Genomic DNA, 15,733 nt, shown 5'->3' on the forward strand with positions numbered 1-15,733 from the left:
CCGCCCCGCCGACCCCCGCCCGCTGGACCTGGCCGTTGCGACGACACGAACACATGTCGCTCGGCCAGCGGACGAAGGGACGAAGCGAACAACAGCCGCTTCCCGTTGTAGGACTCAAAGACGGTACGTGGTACCCCCCGGGCACTGTCAACCGCCCCCGGCCAGTCGTCCGATTCGGGCGGCGTGTCGGGATCCGCCGCGCCGCGCCGCCCCCGGTTCGTCTCCCGTTCGCCCGCCGGACACCGGCCGGTAGCCGGTGAGCCGGCCCGCCGGACCCCGCCCGGTAGCCGACTGAGCTAGCCGACTGACCCGGCCAGCAGGTGCCGGTGCAGCAGCCCGGCCGCCGCCACCGGATGCGGCTGCGCCAACAGTCCGGCCGCCGCCAGCACGTACGTGACGTCCACCACCGTACGGGCCGACCGGGGCAGCGGCCAGCCGCCGGCGTAATCGGTCGACACCCCGTCGAGCAGCCCGGCCGCGACCACCGGACCGGCATGCCGGAACACCCCGCCGGAGCCGACCAGCAGCCGGACGTCCCGCAAGTCCCGCCCCGGCTGCCCGGCCACACCGCCGCCCCTGGCGTGCCGGCGTACCGCCACCACGGCGGCCAGCGCCGCGATCCGCCGCTCGGCCGCCCGCTCCCCGGCCGTCGCCACCAACCGGCTCGGTTCGGCCGCCAGCGTCGCCGCCACCGCCGCCAACGGGCCCTCCTCGCCCGGGGACAGCAGCCGCTCCGCCACCGCCGCCCGTACCACCCCGGGCGCGCTCCACCGCATCCCCAGATCACCCTCGACGGTCCGGGCCCGCCACAGCGTCCCGGCCGCCGGCCGCCCCGGACCAGCGGCCCGCTCGTCCGGCACCAGCACCGAGTACACGTCGGTGGTGGCCCCGCCGACGTCGACCACCAGCAGATCCCCGCCGAGCCGGTCGGCGAGCGACTCCACCCCCGTCAACACCGCGTCCGGGGTCGCCGCCCGGACCAGCCGGGCGAACCGGCCGCCCCGGGAGAGCCGCTTGCCGCCGATCACGTGCCGCAGGAACACCTCCCGGATCGCCGCCCGGGCCGGCCCCGCCGCCAGTACGCCGATCGACGGCAGCACGTTGTCGGTGACCGTCACCGGTACCCCGCGCCCGGCCAGCGCCTCCCGGACCGCCGGAGCCGCCACCGCGTTGCCGGCCACCACCACCGGCACCCGAAAGCGCGCCCGGGCCAGCCGGCTGGCATTCACGGTCAGCACCTCCGCGTCACCGCCGTCGGTCCCGCCGACCAGCAGCACCACGTCCGGCCGGGCCGCCCGCAACGCCGCCAACCCCGCCCCGTCGAGCCGACCCGCCCCGACGTGCACCACCCGGGCCCCGGCCGACAACCCGACCTGGTGCCCGGCCCGGGCCGTGATCAGCTCCTCGTAGCCGAGCACCGCCAGCCGCAACCCGCCACCGGCCGACGAGCAGACGTACCAGGGCGCCGACCCGGCCCCGGACAGCCCGGCGGTCGCCTCGGCCACCGCCGCGTCCAGCCCGTGCAGCACGTCCGTGCCGACCGTGGTCCGGCCGGACGCCGAGGCCAGCAACGCACCGTCGGCCAGATCCACCACCGCCACCTTCGTCCAGGTGGAGCCGACGTCGGCGCAGACCGCGTACGAGGTCACCGCTACCAGGGCCCGGCACCGGCCGGTGCCGGCGGCACCACCACCGTGCCGACGGCGGTCACCGCCACCAGCGGCGGATCGAGTACCTCGGCCGCCGACCCGCCCCGGTCCGGCCGGCCCCGGCACACCACCCGGCACTCGAACTCGCACGTCCGGCTGCGGCTGCCGACCCGGACCACCGTCGCCGCCACCTCCAGCACGTCCCCGGCCCGGATCGGCGCCTGGAACCGCACCTCGGCATAGCCGGCGAACAATCCCTCGTCGCCGTCGGTCCGGATACACACCTCGGTCGCCACGTCGCCGAACAAACCCAGCGCGTACGCCCCGTCCACCAGGTTGCCGGCATAGTGCGCGTGCGAGTACGGCACGTACCGGCGGTGCAGCACCGTCAGCCCCAGCCGTGGATCCGCCGCCCCGTCCCGTCCGGTCACCCGGCCACCCCTTCCACTCCCCGGCCCGCTGACCGATCCCGATCACCCGACGCTGCCGCCGCCCGGTCCGGTCCAGCCGGGCCGCCGGCCACCAGCCGGTGCACCAGGTAGCTGGCCACCTCGCCCGGCGTGGTGCCCCGGCCGAAGATCCGATCCACGCCCAGTTCCCCGGCCATCAACTCGTCGAACCGAGGGCCGCCGACCACCAGCAGCGGACGCCGGCCCGCCGGCATCGCCTCCCGGAACGCCGCCGACATCTCCCGGGTGTTGTGCAGGTGCGCGTCCCGCTGCGTCACCACCTGCGACACCAGCACCGCGTCCGCCCGCTCCACCCGGGCCGCCGCCACCAGGTCCGGCACGCTCACCTGGGCGCCCAGGTTCGTCACCCGCAACTCCCGGTAGTACTCCAGGCCCTTCTCCCCGGCGATCCCCTTCACGTTCAGGATCGCGTCGATCCCCACCGTGTGCGCGTCGGTGCCGATGCACGCACCGACCACCGACAGCTTGCGGCGCAGCCGCCGCCGGATCAGGGCGTTGACCTCCTTCGCCGACAGCAGCGGATAGTCCCGCTCCACCACCCGTACCGCCGACAGGTCCACCAGATGGTTCACCCGGCCGTAGACGACGAAGAAGGTGAAGCCGTCACCCATCTGCCGGGCGTGCACCAGCATCGCCGGGTCCAGCCCCATCTTCGCCGCCAACTGCAGCGCCGCCCCCTCGGCCCGCTTGTCGTGCGGCACCGGCAGGGTGAACGACACCTGCACCATCCCGTCCCCGGTGGCGTCCCCGTACGGCCGCACCACCGGACCACCGCTCACGATCCCGCCTCCAACAGCTCCGTCGCCGGGTTGTAGTAGTCGTCCGCGTGCACCGCCACCCCATCCAGCCCCCGACCCCGGTCCGCCGGCCGCTTCGTGATCCCGAACGTGCCATCCGCGATCGCCGGCAACAGCCCGCCGTCGGCGATCCGCTCCAGCAACGCCACCGCCTCGGCCAGCACCGTCGCCGCCCGCCGCTGGATGAACCCGCCCGGCGCCGGCACGAAATCCTCGTGCAGCCCACCGGCCGCACCCAACACGTACCGGACGTTCTGCAGGGCGATGTCCCGGTCCGACAGCCACGGCGTCACCACCGCCTCGGTCATCATCCCGACCAGCAGGATCCCCTGCCCGGTCATCGCACCGACCAGGTTGAAGAAGCCGTCCAGCAGATTGCCCCGGAACACGTCCCCGGTCATGTGCCGGGTCGGCGGCATCCACTTCAGCGGCGCGTCCGGGAACAACTCCCGGGCCAGCAGCGCGTGCGCCAGCTCCAGCCGGAACGACTCCGGCAGATCCGGGTCGATCTCGAACGCGTGCCCCAGCCCCAACTGCGCGTCCGGCAACCCCGCCTCGTGCGCGAAGTACTCGTTGAGCAGCTGCGACACCGTCACCGTGTGCGCCTCATCGACCGCGTCCGCCGTGGTCAGGTAGTTGTCCTCACCGGTGTTGATGACGATCCCGGCCCGGGCGTGCACCTGCCGGGAGAACCGCTGGTCCACGAAGGTCCGCACCGGATTGATGTCCCGGAACAGGATCCCGTACATCGAGTCGTTGAGCATCATGTCCAGCCGCTCCAGCCCGGCCAGCACCGCCATCTCCGGCATGCACAACCCCGAGGCGTAGTTGGTCAGCCGCACGTACCGGCCCAGTTCCTTCGAGGACTCGTCCAGCGCCGCCCGCATCAGCCGGAAGTTCTGCTGCGTCGCGTACGTGCCGGCGAAACCCTCCCGGGTCGCCCCCTCCGGTACGTAGTCCAGCAGCGACTGCCCCGTCGACCGGATCACCGCGATCACGTCCGCCCCGGCCCGGGCCGCCGCCTGCGCCTGCGGAATGTCCTCGTAGATGTCGCCGGTCGCCACGATCAGATAGATCCACGGCCGGCGAGCGGGATCGCCGTGCCGGCGTACCATCCGGTCCCGCTCCGCCCGACGGCGGTCGATCCGGCGCAGCCCGGCGCCGACCGCCCGCCGCGCCGCCGCCCGGGCCGACCGCGCCGCCCGGCCCGCCGGCACCTCGAACCGGACCGACCCGGCGGCCGCCTTCTGGGCCAGCAGTGTCACCGCCACCCCGACGTCCGAACCGGCCGGCGCCGGACCCAGCTCCCGCCGCAGCGCGTCGAAGACCGGCACCGCCACCCCGTGCGCCAGCCCCACCTCCGCGACCACCGCGTCGACCAGCCGGTTCACCCACGGAATCCCGTCCGGATCCGCACCGGTCACCCCGGCCAGCCGCAACACCGCCCGCTCCACCGACACGGTCGTATGGGCCCGGGCCAACTCCACCACCGGCCGCCCGGCCCGCCGGGCCAACTCCCGCGCCCGGCGGACCAGCACCGGATCCAGCGCCAGCTTGCCGCCCGCCCCACTACCCGGCGCCATCGGCGACCCTCCACCGTTCCGTCACGACGCGTCCTCCCCGTCGTAGATCACCGAACCGCGCAGCACCGTCCGGCGGCACGTCGGCAGCGGCGTCGGATCGTCCGGCCCGCGCTCCTCCGGGCTCGCCGACACCAGCACCGGCAGCCCACCGTCCACCCCGGCCGGCGCCGACCAGACCGCGAACGTCGCCGCCGCCCCCGGCACCAGCACGCCCTCGGTCAGCCGGGGATCCCGGCCACCCGCGCCCGCCGGCACCGCCCGCCAGCCACCCCGGGTGTGCGCCGCGAACGCCGCCCGCACACTCATCCGCTGCGCCGGGTTGAAGTGCGCCACCGCCGCCCGCACCGAACCCCACGGATCCAGCGGCGTCACCGGCGAATCCGAACCGAACGCCAGCGTCACCCCGACCCCGTGCATCGCACCCATCGGATTCGACTCCAGCGACCGCCGCACACCCAACCGCGACGCGTACATCCGCTGCTCGCCGCCCCACAACCGGTCGAACGCCGGCTGCATGCTCGCCACGATCCCGTACTCGACGAAGCCGGCGATCAGGCGCTTGCTCATGATCTCGGCATGCTCGACGCGGTGCCGGGCCGCCCGCAACCGCTCCACCCCGAGCACCTGCGCCGCACCGGCGAACCCGGACAGCACCGTGTCGATCGCCGCGTCCCCGATCGCGTGGAAACCGCCCTGCACCCCGTGCGCCGCACAGTCCAGCAGATGGTCCCGCACCTGCTCCGCCGTCAGGTAGCCGTGCCCGCACGCTCCCGGCTCACCGTCGTCGTACGGCACCGACAGGTGCGCCGTACGCGCACCCAGCGCCCCGTCGGCGAACAGGTCACCGCCGGCACCGACCGCACCCAGCTCACGGGCCCGCTCCGCACCCATCAGCTCGCCCCAGTAGCCGTACACCTCCGGACCGTCGCCACCGGAGAGGGACAGCAGCGTGGTGAAATCCGCCTCGCCGGAGATGTCCGGACCGCCGCACTCGTGCACCGCCGCGATCCCCAACGACGCCGCCCGGCGCAACGCCAGCCGCTGCGCCGACCGGCGCTGGGCGTCGGTCACCGAACCCAACGCCAGCTCCCGCACCAGGTGGTGGGCGTCCCGGCGCAGCCACCCCGACGGGTCGTAGCCGGGAATCCCGGCCACCTCCGGCACCGCCGCCAGCAGCGCCGACGAGCAGAGCGCGGAATGGATCGACGCCTGGGACAGGTACACCCGCCGGCCACCGGCCGCCCGGTCCAGCTCCGCCGCCTCCGGCATCCGCCGGTCCGACCAGCCCGACTCGTCCCAGCCGTGCCCCAGCACCACGGCGTCGGCCGGCAACCCCGCCGCGAACCCGGCGACCGCCGCACAGACGTCCGCGGCCGACCGCGCCCCGGACAGGTCCAGCCCGGCCAGCGCCAGCCCGGTGTCGGTGGCGTGCACGTGCGCGTCCACGAACGCCGGGGTCACCAGCGCGCCGTCCAGCTCCACCACCCGGTCGGCCGCCGGGGCGTCGGCATCGGCACCGAGCCAGTCGATCCGGCCGTCCCGGACCAGCAGCGCGGTCGCGTGCGGATCGGCCGGACAGTACAACCGGCCGCCACGGTAGAGAGTCGAGGGGTTCGTCATGGCATCAGTCTGCCGCGAGCCGGTCCGTGAAGAGCGCGCGCACTCCGGGCACCGTACGCAGCAGCGACAACGCGTACTCGGCATGCCCCGGCAGGTAGCCGTTGCCGATCAGCATCGTCACGTCGGCGGCCAGCCCTTCCGCACCGAGCGCCGCCGAGGCGAAACTCGTGGCCATCGAGAAGAAGACCACCGTCCCGCCGTCGGCGGTGGCCAGGATCGCGCCGTGCTCGCAGCCGGGCACGTCGACACAGACCACCGTGACGTCCGCCGGCCCGCCCAACGCGCCGGTCACCGCCGCCGCCAACCCCACCGGGTCCCGGGCGTCGGCGAGTACCACCTCGTCGGCGAGCCCGGCGGCGAGCAACCGGTCCTGCTCGGCCGGTACCGGCACCACCCCGACGGTCCGGCCGGCACCCGCCTGCCGGGCGGCGGCCAGCGCCAGCGAGCCGCTCTTGCCGGCCCCGCCGAGCACCGCGACCCGGGGTGCCGGGTAGCCGCGCACCGTGCGGGCGGTCAGCGCCGGCGCACCGCAGACGTCGAAGACCGCCAGGCTCAGCCGGGGGTCGAGGTCGTCCGGGAGTACGGCCACGATCGACCGGGCGAACAGGATCGCGTGCCCGGTGCACGGCACCTGCTCGGAGCGGCCGTCCCAGCCGGCGAGCCCGTCGGTGATCGCCAGCGGGGTCAGGGTCAGCGAGACCAGCGTCGCCACCCGGTCACCGGGCTTGACCGGCAGCGGCGACTCCGGGCCGACCTCGGCGACCGTGCCGACCAGCATCCCGCCGGATCCGGTGACCGGATTGTGCATCTTGCCGCGCTCTCGGATGATCTCCAGCACCTCGGTCCGGACCGCCGCACCGTCCCCGCCGTGCTTCTCCGACAACTGCCGGAAGCTCGCCGCGTCCAGGTTCAGCCGCTCCACCCGGATCCGGACCTCGTCGGCGGCGATCTCGCCCCGGGCGTCCAGCCGGTACGCCGCCTGCGGCAGTACCCCGGCCGGCTCTAGCACCCGGCGCAAGCCGACCGCCGACGTGACCGCCACACCTTCCGGCGTCGTGCCCACCGCTGCCTCCTCCCGACGGCCCGTCCGGCGGGGCATCAGCCCTTCAGGCCCGCCAGGAACAGGAAAACTTACGGCAGGATATTTCCTAGACGGGAAATCTTCCAGTAGCGTTCGAGGTCCAGGCCCCACCGGCCCCTGCCGGCACCCGAAACTGGAGGAGGCGCCGTGACCCAGGTCGAACCGGCAACCGCCGTGCTCGCCCCCCGCAATCCCAGCGGCCCGGCGCACCCCGGCCCGGCCGAGGCGCCCACCACCGGCCAGCCGTACGAATACCGCCGCCGCGCCCTGGTCGAACCCGACTGGACCCGCTTCCCCGGCTGGCGACAGGTGACCCGGGAGCAGTGGGAATCCGCCCAGTGGCAGCGCGCCAACTGCGTCAAGAACGTCAAGCAGCTCCGCGCCGTGCTCGGCGACGCCGTCGACGACACCTGCTACGCCGACCTCACCGCCGACCAGGACACCCGGGCCACCATGTCGATGCTGGTCCCGCCGCAGATGCTCAACACGATGGTCCCGGACGGCCCGATCACCACCGACGCCTTCCGCGCCGACCCGATCCGGCGCTACATGCTGCCGCTCGCCACCGACCGGCGCACCGACTTTCCCTCCCACCCGTACGCCACCCGCGACTCGCTGCACGAACACGACATGTGGGTCGCCGAGGGCCTCACCCACCGCTACCCCACCAAGGTCCTCGCCGAACTGCTCTCCACCTGCCCCCAGTACTGCGGGCACTGCACCCGGATGGACCTCGTCGGCAACTCCACCCCGGCCGTCGACAAGCTCCGGCTGCGCCTCAAGCCCGTCGACCGGTACGACGCGCACATCGACTACCTGCGCGCCCACCCCGGCGTCCGGGACGTGGTGGTCTCCGGCGGCGACGTCGCCAACGTGCCGTGGCGCAACCTCGAGTCGTACCTGATGCGGCTACTGGAGATCGAGACGATCCGGGACATCCGGCTCGCCACCAAGGCACTCGCCGGACTCCCCCAGCACTGGCTCCAGCCCGAGGTGGTGGAGGGACTCGAACGGGTCGCCCGGACCGCCGCCCGGCGCGGCGTCAACCTCGCCATCCACACCCACGTCAACCACGCCCAGTCGCTCACCCCGCTGGTTGCCCGGGCCGCCCAGACCGCACTGGAGGTCGGGGTCCGCGACGTACGCAACCAGGGGGTGCTGATGCGCGGCGTCAACGCGACCGCCGCCGACCTGCTCGACCTCTGCTTCGCACTACAGGGGGAAGCGGGAATCCTGCCGTACTACTTCTACATGTGCGACATGATCCCGAACGCCGAACACTGGCGGGTACCGGTCTGGCACGCCCAGCGGCTCCAGCACGACATGATGGGCTACCTGCCCGGCTACGCCACCCCACGGATCGTCTGCGACGTGCCCTTCGTGGGCAAGCGCTGGGTACACATGGTCACCGAGTACGACCGCGAGCGCGGCATCTCGTACTGGACCAAGAACTACCGGACGTCGATCGAGTCGGACGACCTCACCGCCCTGGACCGGCGGTACGCCTACTACGACCCGATCGACACCCTGCCCGAGGCCGGCCGGGCCTGGTGGGCCCGGCACGGCACTCAGGCCGGTCACTGAACCTTTCTCCGCCTGGACAGCGGCGGCGCGTGCGCCCCGGCTTCCACCTACGGCCGCTACGGACCGCAAGGGGAGGTCGAAGAAAGGTTCACTGAGGACGGGCGACCGTCAACGGTCGAACGCCTGCTTGGCGTCGCGGCCGGCTTCCTTCACGTTGGAGCCGGCCTGCTTCGCCTTGGCCTGCATCTGCTCGGAGGCGCCCTCGCCACGCATCTGCTCGTTGTTGCTCCGGTCGCCCATCCGTTCCTTGGCGGCGCCCTTCAGCTCCTCCGCCTTGTTGCGCATCTTGTCCATGGCACTCATGTCGCACTCCTCACCTCGATGGCTCCGCTCACGGCGGCTGGCCCGCAAGTGAGTTGCCCGACGAGGGTGTAATGAAACCTGCCTGATCGCCCCAAACCCCGTGAAGGCTCCCAAAGGTCGCACCCCCTGTCCGGTGGCCGTGCTTTCGGTCCTGCCTTGCGGGGCGTGCCACCTCCCGTAACACGTCCTAGGATGCTAGGTCAAGCGGGCGGTACCGGAGGTGGTTGACTGGAGGGATGGCCGAGATCATCCTCATCCGCCACGGCGAGACCACCTGGAGTGCCAGTCACCGACACACCTCGTACACCGATCTGGAACTGACCCCGGACGGTGAGCGGCAGGCCCGGGAGGTGGCCGCCGAACTCGGCGAGCAGACCTTTGCCGCCGTGCTCTCCAGCCCCCGGCGGCGGGCACTGCGTACCGCCGAACTCGCCGGACTGCGCGTGACGGAGGTCGACGACGATCTCAGCGAGTGGAACTACGGGGAGTACGAGGGGCTGACCACCAACGAGATCCGGCGGGAGCGCCCGGACTGGGTGCTCTGGACCGACGGCTGCCCCGGTGGTGAGTCCCCGGAGCGGGTCGGTGCCCGGCTGGACCGGGTACTGGCCCGGGCGACGGCGCTGCTCGACACCGGTGACGTGGCCCTGGTGGCGCACGGGCACAGCCTGCGGGTGGCCGGGGCGCGCTGGATCGGGCTACCGGCCAGCGGCGGCGGGCGGCTGCGCCTGGACACCGCCACGGTCTCCACGCTCGGCTACGAGCACGGCCGACCGGTCATCCTGCGCTGGAACTCGCCGGGTCGGGCGGGAGCGCCCGCAGCCGGGCCGTCCCCGGCTCCGAACTGAGCTTCGACTCCGCCGGCAGCTTCGGCGGGCGGCTCTCGTACGGGATGGAGAGCACCACGGTCGTCCTGGTGGTGACGTTCGCGGCGGTACGGATCTCCTGGAGTACCCGCTCCAGGTCCACCGGACTGGCCACCCGGACCAGCAGCAGGTAGAAGTCCTCCCCCGCCACCGAGTAGCACGAGTCGATCTCCGGCAGGTGGGCCAGCCGGTCCGGTGCGTCGTCCGGCTGCGACGGGTCCAGTGGCCGGATCGCCACGAACGCGCTCAACGGCAGGTCGATCGCCTCGAACGAGATCCGCGCCGCGTACCCCTTGATCACACCGCGCTGCTCCAGCCGGCGGACCCGCTGGTGCACCGCGGACACCGACAACCCCACCCGCTCGGCCAGATCCGTGTACGACAGCCGGCCGTCGGCGGCCAGAGCCGCCACGATGGCCCGATCGGTCTCCTCCACGGCGTGCAACCTACCGGTAAAGGGTGGTCCGGACGACCTCGAACCGGCCGGGTCGCCGCCGCGCGTTATCAGGTCGATAGCTGGCGGCGGCCCCCACGCTCGGCCGGCGCTCCCCGGCGGGCCGGGACGACGGTGGTCAGCGGGCCAGCGAGCGGGCTATCACCAGGCGCTGGATCTGGTTGGTCCCCTCGACGATCTGCAACACCTTCGCCTCCCGCATGTACCGCTCGACCGGATGGTCCGCCACGTAGCCGGCGCCGCCGAGCACCTGCACCGCGTCGGTGGTGACCCGCATCGCGGTGTCGGTGGCGAAGAGCTTCGCCTTGGCCGCCTCGGTCGAGTACGACCGCCCCGCGTCCCGCAGCCGGGCCGCGGCCAGGGTCAGCGCCCGGGCCGCCGACACCTGGGTCGCCAGGTCGGCCAGGAGGAAGCCCAGTCCCTGGAAGTCGATGATCGGCTGGCCGAACTGTTCCCGCTGCCGGGCGTAGTCGACCGCGTAGTCCAGCGCCGCCTGGGCCAGCCCCACGGCGCAGGCCGCGATGCCCAGCCGGCCGCTGTCCAGTGCCGACAGTGCGATCCGGAACCCCTCCCCCTCGGCACCGACCAGCCGGTCGGCCGGGACCCGGGCGTCGTCGAAGGCGATCTGCGCGATCGGCGACGAGCGCAGCCCCATGGTGCGTTCCGGGGTCTGCGGGACGATCCCGGCGGTGCCGGCGTCGGCGAGCAGGCAGGAGATGCCCCGGGCGCCGGGACCGCCGGTGCGGCAGAAGATGTTGTAGAAGTCGGCGTTGCCGGCATGCGTGATCCAGGCCTTGGTGCCGGAGACGAGGTAGTCGGCGCCGTCCCGCCTGGCCCGGGTGGTCAGGGCGGCCGCGTCCGAGCCGCCCTGCGGCTCGGAGAGACAGTACGCACCCAGCAGCTCGCCGCCGATCATGTCCGGCAGCAGCTTGCGTACCTGTTCGCCGCCGTAGCTGGCCACCGGATAGCAGGACAGGGTGTGCACGCTGACCGCCTCGGCCACCGCCAGCCAGCGGCTGGCCAGGATCTCCAGCACCTGGAGGTAGACCTCGTACGGCTGCGCCGCGCCGCCGTACTCCTCCGGGTACGGCAACCCGAGCAGTCCGGCCCGGCCGAGGGTACGCAGCAGCTCGCGGGGAAACACGCCACGCCGTTCGAAGTCGGCAACCCGGGGCGCGAGTTCCCGGTCGGCGAGCTCGGTGACGAGGTCGAGCAGTTCGTACGCCTCGTCGGTGGGCAGGATCCGGTCGACCGTCATAGCCGCACCAACTCCCGGGAGATGGTGTTGAGCCGCTCCACCCCGTCCGGGGTGCAGACCACGATGTCCTCGATCCGGGCGCCGTGCCGGCCGGACAGGTAGATCCCCGGCTCGATGGAGAACGCCATCCCCGGCTCCAGCGGCAGCTCGTTGCCGGCGACCAGGTACGGGTCCTCGTGCCCGTCCAGCCCGATCCCGTGCCCGGTGCGGTGCAGGAAGGCGGCACCGTAGCCGGCGTCCGCGATGACCTCGCGGGCGACCGAGTCGATCGCCGCCGCGCTGACCCCGGGCCGTACCGCCCCGACCGCGGCTCGCTGGGCCGCGTGCAGCACCTGGTAGTAGTCGGTGAACTCGGGTGGTGGGGTGCCGATCACGTAGCACCGGGTGGAGTCCGAGCAGTATCCGGACGGCATGGTCCCGCCGATGTCGACGACCACCGGTTCGCCGATCCCGATCACCCGGTCGGAGGTGCCGTGGTGCGGACTGGCCCCGTTCGGGCCGGCGGCGACGATCGCGAAGTCGGCGGTGGCGTGGCCGGCCTCCCTGATCCCGACCGAGATGTCGGCGGCGACCTGCGCCTCGGTCCGGCCGGGGCGTAGCCACTCGGCCATCCGGTCGTGTACCGCGTCGATCGCGGCGCCGGCCTCCCGCAGCGCCGCCACCTCGGCCGGCGACTTGCGCAGCCGCAGCCCCCGCAACACCTCGCCGGCGAGCCGCTGGGTGGTGCCGGGCAGCGCGGCCCGCAGCGCGAGCACCTGCTCGGCCCACATCCGGTCGCCGAGCCCGACCGCGCCGACGGGGCCGCCGAGGGCCCGCACCACCAGCGGGTACGGGTCGGTGCCGTCCGGATGGTCGACGATGCGTACGCCCGTGCGCGGCGCCGGTGACGCCTCGGCGGCCGGCCGCTCCAGGGTCGGTACGACGAGCGTGGGCGTACCGGTCGCCGGCAGCACCAGGCAGGTGAGCCGTTCGAGCGCGTGCGCGTGGTAGCCGGTCAGGTAGCGCAGGTCGGAGCCCGGCGGGATGAGCAGGGCGTCCAGGCCGGCTTCGGCAGTGGCTTCCTGGGCTGCCGCCAGCCGGTGCGGCGGATAGAGGTCTTCGTCACCCACCTCCTTAGCTTAACGGTCGTTCGGGCGCATTCGACCGCCGGGACAGCCCGGAAAACATCTCCGCCCGGCACCTCGACTCCGCGTTCCGGAGGAGTCCCGGAGCCAGGAAAGGGGTCGGCAACCGACAAGGCGATGTGTCTTGACAAGAAAAGTTGTCGGTGAAAGAGTTCTCCCACGGCCGGCGCCACCGGGAGCCGGCGACCAGATCTTCGACACACACCGAGGAGTTTCGAGATGACCACCATGACCACCGCCCAGCCGATCACCCCGACCGTCACCGCCGCCCCCTGCAAGGGTCGGGTCCGCCGGCTCCGGCTCGGTGCCGTCGGCGCCGCAGTGCTGGTCAACAGCGCGATCTACCTGGGTGGGCGTGCCTTCGGCACCGACTTCGTGCTCACCGCCCCGGGCAACCCGGTGCCGCACCCGCTGATCGTGGCCGAGATCGTCGTCATCACCGCGGTGTTCGGGCTGCTGGGCTGGGGCAGTCTGGCCCTGCTCGAACGCTTCACCCGCCGGGCCCGGCAGATCTGGGCCGTCCTCGCCACCGTGGTCCTGGCGCTGTCCTACGTGCCGCTCGGCATCGAGCTGGCCACCGTGGATACCAAGATCCTGCTGGGCGTGATGCACCTCGTGGTCGCCGCCGCGCTCTTCCCGATGCTGCGCCAAACCGCGGTCCGGCGCTGAACCCGCCAGCCCCACCCCGCTCCCCCACCCCCGCATGAACCGCAGGCGGCGACCCGAGAAGCGGCCCGGATCCGACGGCTGGAATGCCAGCGGTGGGATCCGGGCCGCTTCCGTCGCCGCACCGCGACACCGTCGTGCCCGCCCCGGTGGCGGAGCGTCTCCCGACCGGTCGGAGCGGGTGCCGTCGACCCGCCGTCAAGGGGCCTGCGACCGGGGCGGGCGGTGCTGTGCCAGGCTGTCCGGGTGAACGACAGCCGCCCCCTGCTCCTCATCGACGCACCGAGCCTCTACTTCCGGGCCTACTTCGGCATCCCGGAATCGGCCGCCAAGGCGCCGGACGGCAGCCCGGTCAACGCCGTCCGGGGCTTCCTGGACATGCTGGCGACCCTGATCCGCACCCGCCGGCCCGACCGGCTGGTCTGCGCGCTGGACTACGACTGGCGCCCAGCCTGGCGGGTGGCCCTGCTGCCGTCGTACAAGGCGCACCGGCTGGCGCCGGAGGGCGGCGAGGTGGTGCCGGACACCCTCTCCCCACAGGTGCCGCTGATCCTCGAACTGCTGGCCGCGATCGGTATCCCGGCGATCGGGGTGGACGGCTACGAGGCCGACGACGTACTCGGCACGCTGGCCGCGACCTCGCCGGCACCGGTGGAGGTGGCCTCCGGCGACCGGGACCTGTTCCAGCTCATCGACGACAGCCGGCCGGTACGGCTGCTCTACTGCGGCCGGGGCGTGGCGAAACTGGAGGACTGCGACGACACCGCCGTCCGGACCAAGTACGGCGTGCCGGCCGCCGGATACGCCGACTTCGCCGCGCTGCGGGGCGACCCCAGCGACGGCCTGCCCGGGGTGGCCGGGGTCGGCGAGAAGACCGCCGCCCGGCTCGTCGACCGGTACGGCGGCCTGGACGGCATCCTCGCCGCGCTCGACGACCCGTCCTCCGGCTTCGCGCCCGGGCTGCGGACCAAGCTGAACGCGGCCCGGGACTATCTGGCCGTCGCGCCGACGGTGGTCCGGGTGGCCCTGGACGTGCCGCTTCCACCGTTGGATCCCACCCTGCCGGCGGCGCCGGCCGACCCCGACCGGCTGCTCGCGCTCGCCGAGCAGTGGAACCTCGCCGGCCCGTGCCGCCGGCTGGTCGACGCTCTCGCCGGCAACAGCGTGCCCGCCTGACCCGGCCCGCCGGCGACCCCGTGCCGCCCGCCGCGGTGCCGGCCGGTGCCGTCTGCACGGGTGTCGGGGAGAGCGGCCCGCCGAGGCGCGGGAGGTCAGAAGGGCTGGCGGGTCTTGAAGCGCCGGCCCGGACCGGAGGTCGGGGCGGAGCGCTCGGCCGCGCCTGCGGCAGTCTGCTCCGTGCCGCGCCGCTCGGCCGCCACCCGGTCGGCCGCCAGCCGCTCGGCGGCGCGGTCGGCCAGGTACGCCGAGGCGGCGCGGTCGTCCGCGGTGGGGGTGGCGAGCAGGGCGTAGAACAGTACGAACGCCACGAAGATGACGATCAGCATGATCGGCAGCAGCAGGTTCGCCCCGCTGGCGCCGGTCGGTGCCGGGGCGGACGGCTGGGGGTGCACCGACAGCGCCGCCATCCCGGTGTAGTGCATGCCGCTGACCGCCAACCCCATCACGAAGGCGGCGCCGGTCACCGCCCAGGTCCCGCTTACGTTGACGGCGAGCCAGAGCGCGGCGGTCGCGGCGACCACCGCGATCAGTACCGAGACCACCACCAGCGAGAACTCGTAGTCGATCCGCCCGCGCATCCGCAACGCCGACATGCCCAGGTAGTGCATGGCGGCCACGCCGAGCCCGGCGAACACCCCGCCGAGCAGGATCCGCGGCCAGGCGACCCGTCCGAACACCGCCACGACCAGCCCGACCCCGACGGTGAGCACCGCGACCAGGGCGCTGGCCACCGTCATCGGCACGTCGTACCGGATCGGGGTACCGGCGACGCTGAACCCGAGCATCGCGGTGAAGTGCATGGTCCAGATGGCCGTACCGCCGATCGCCCACGCGGCCAGCGCCAGCCACCAGATCCGCCGTCCCGGGGTGGTCGCCTCCCGGACCCGTACCGCACAGAGCAGCCCCAGGAACGAGCCGAGGACGGCGAGTCCGTAGCTCAGCACGGGCGTGACCCAGCCGTACTGGAAGTGGTGGATGGTGGCCATCTCGGTGATCTCCTCGCGCCGTCGCACGGCGGTCCCGCGCCCCCGAATGATGATCACTTGGGGTCCGACCAGCCACAACGGTGGTTCGGGCGGTTCTGCTGGCCGGAGGGCCC

At 73.3% G+C, this 15,733-nt stretch carries 14 protein-coding genes and 1 pseudogene; 4 read left to right on the top strand and 11 right to left on the bottom strand.

The window, feature by feature from the left end:
- Positions 1-296 precede the first annotated feature (296 nt).
- The 6 genes and pseudogenes from ACSMXO_RS21595 to kdd all read right to left on the bottom strand — a co-directional run bounded on the left by ACSMXO_RS21595 (position 297) and on the right by kdd (position 7,182).
- Positions 297-1,649, bottom strand: a complete 1,353-nt coding sequence (locus tag ACSMXO_RS21595) for a glutamate mutase L (protein ID WP_455419116.1) — start codon at positions 1,647-1,649, stop codon at positions 297-299.
- Between the two features lie 2 nt (positions 1,650-1,651).
- A complete protein-coding gene (gene kal / locus ACSMXO_RS21600) occupies positions 1,652-2,080 on the bottom strand; it encodes a 3-aminobutyryl-CoA ammonia lyase (RefSeq protein ID WP_455419117.1) in 429 nt (142 codons plus the stop codon).
- Between the two features lie 89 nt (positions 2,081-2,169).
- Positions 2,170-2,898, bottom strand: a pseudogene (kamE, locus tag ACSMXO_RS21605) (lysine 5,6-aminomutase subunit beta); the annotation flags it as partial.
- On the bottom strand, positions 2,895-4,499 hold the full coding sequence (gene kamD / locus ACSMXO_RS21610; protein WP_455419118.1) for a lysine 5,6-aminomutase subunit alpha: 1,605 nt from the start codon (positions 4,497-4,499) through the stop codon (positions 2,895-2,897). The gene kamD and the pseudogene kamE, both read right to left, overlap by 4 nt.
- Before the next feature lie 21 nt (positions 4,500-4,520).
- Entirely contained in the window at positions 4,521-6,119 is a 1,599-nt protein-coding gene (locus ACSMXO_RS21615) for an amidohydrolase (RefSeq protein ID WP_455419119.1), read from the bottom strand.
- A 4-nt stretch (positions 6,120-6,123) separates the two neighbouring features.
- The gene (gene kdd / locus ACSMXO_RS21620; protein ID WP_455419120.1) at positions 6,124-7,182 is read right to left on the bottom strand and encodes an L-erythro-3,5-diaminohexanoate dehydrogenase; all 1,059 of its coding nucleotides are present in this window, start codon (positions 7,180-7,182) and stop codon (positions 6,124-6,126) included.
- 192 nt (positions 7,183-7,374) lie between these two features.
- Here kdd and ACSMXO_RS21625 point away from each other — a divergent pair, with 192 nt between their 5' ends.
- The gene (locus ACSMXO_RS21625; protein WP_455419283.1) at positions 7,375-8,784 is read left to right on the top strand and encodes a KamA family radical SAM protein; all 1,410 of its coding nucleotides are present in this window, start codon (positions 7,375-7,377) and stop codon (positions 8,782-8,784) included.
- Positions 8,785-8,892: 108 nt separating this feature from the next.
- Here the strand turns inward: ACSMXO_RS21625 and ACSMXO_RS21630 are convergent, their stop codons facing one another.
- Complete coding sequence (locus tag ACSMXO_RS21630) at positions 8,893-9,087, bottom strand: CsbD family protein (protein ID WP_318397160.1); 195 nt, start codon at positions 9,085-9,087, stop codon at positions 8,893-8,895.
- 236 nt (positions 9,088-9,323) lie between these two features.
- On the opposite strand from ACSMXO_RS21630, the gene ACSMXO_RS21635 reads away from it, so the two are divergent.
- The gene (locus tag ACSMXO_RS21635) at positions 9,324-9,935 is read left to right on the top strand and encodes a histidine phosphatase family protein (protein ID WP_455413545.1); all 612 of its coding nucleotides are present in this window, start codon (positions 9,324-9,326) and stop codon (positions 9,933-9,935) included.
- Here the strand turns inward: ACSMXO_RS21635 and ACSMXO_RS21640 are convergent.
- The 3 genes from ACSMXO_RS21640 to ACSMXO_RS21650 form a co-directional block, all read right to left on the bottom strand.
- Complete coding sequence (locus ACSMXO_RS21640; protein ID WP_346260762.1) at positions 9,865-10,389, bottom strand: Lrp/AsnC family transcriptional regulator; 525 nt, start codon at positions 10,387-10,389, stop codon at positions 9,865-9,867. The two genes, ACSMXO_RS21635 and ACSMXO_RS21640, sit on opposite strands and share 71 nt — an antisense overlap.
- 136 nt (positions 10,390-10,525) lie before the next feature.
- Positions 10,526-11,665: an acyl-CoA dehydrogenase family protein gene (locus ACSMXO_RS21645; protein ID WP_455413546.1), complete on the bottom strand. Its 1,140-nt coding sequence runs from the start codon at positions 11,663-11,665 to the stop codon at positions 10,526-10,528.
- Positions 11,662-12,774 (bottom strand): M24 family metallopeptidase, encoded by a 1,113-nt coding sequence (locus ACSMXO_RS21650; protein WP_455413547.1) that lies wholly within the window; start codon positions 12,772-12,774, stop codon positions 11,662-11,664. Before ACSMXO_RS21650 ends, ACSMXO_RS21645 begins: the two co-directional genes overlap by 4 nt.
- 234 nt (positions 12,775-13,008) lie before the next feature.
- On the opposite strand from ACSMXO_RS21650, the gene ACSMXO_RS21655 reads away from it, so the two are divergent.
- Together ACSMXO_RS21655 and ACSMXO_RS21660 are read left to right on the top strand one after the other, a co-directional pair.
- Positions 13,009-13,458, top strand: a complete 450-nt coding sequence (locus ACSMXO_RS21655; protein WP_455413548.1) for a DUF6069 family protein — start codon at positions 13,009-13,011, stop codon at positions 13,456-13,458.
- A gap of 243 nt (positions 13,459-13,701) precedes the next feature.
- Entirely contained in the window at positions 13,702-14,631 is a 930-nt protein-coding gene (locus tag ACSMXO_RS21660; protein ID WP_455413549.1) for a 5'-3' exonuclease, read from the top strand.
- A 95-nt stretch (positions 14,632-14,726) separates the two neighbouring features.
- On the opposite strand, the gene ACSMXO_RS21665 is transcribed toward ACSMXO_RS21660, so the two are convergent.
- Positions 14,727-15,647 carry an MHYT domain-containing protein gene (locus ACSMXO_RS21665; RefSeq protein ID WP_455413550.1) on the bottom strand — a complete coding sequence of 307 codons (921 nt, stop codon included), beginning with the start codon at positions 15,645-15,647 and terminating at the stop codon, positions 14,727-14,729.
- Between the last annotated feature and the right edge of the window lie 86 nt (positions 15,648-15,733).

The sequence above is a fragment of the Plantactinospora sp. DSM 117369 genome (assembly GCF_053764795.1).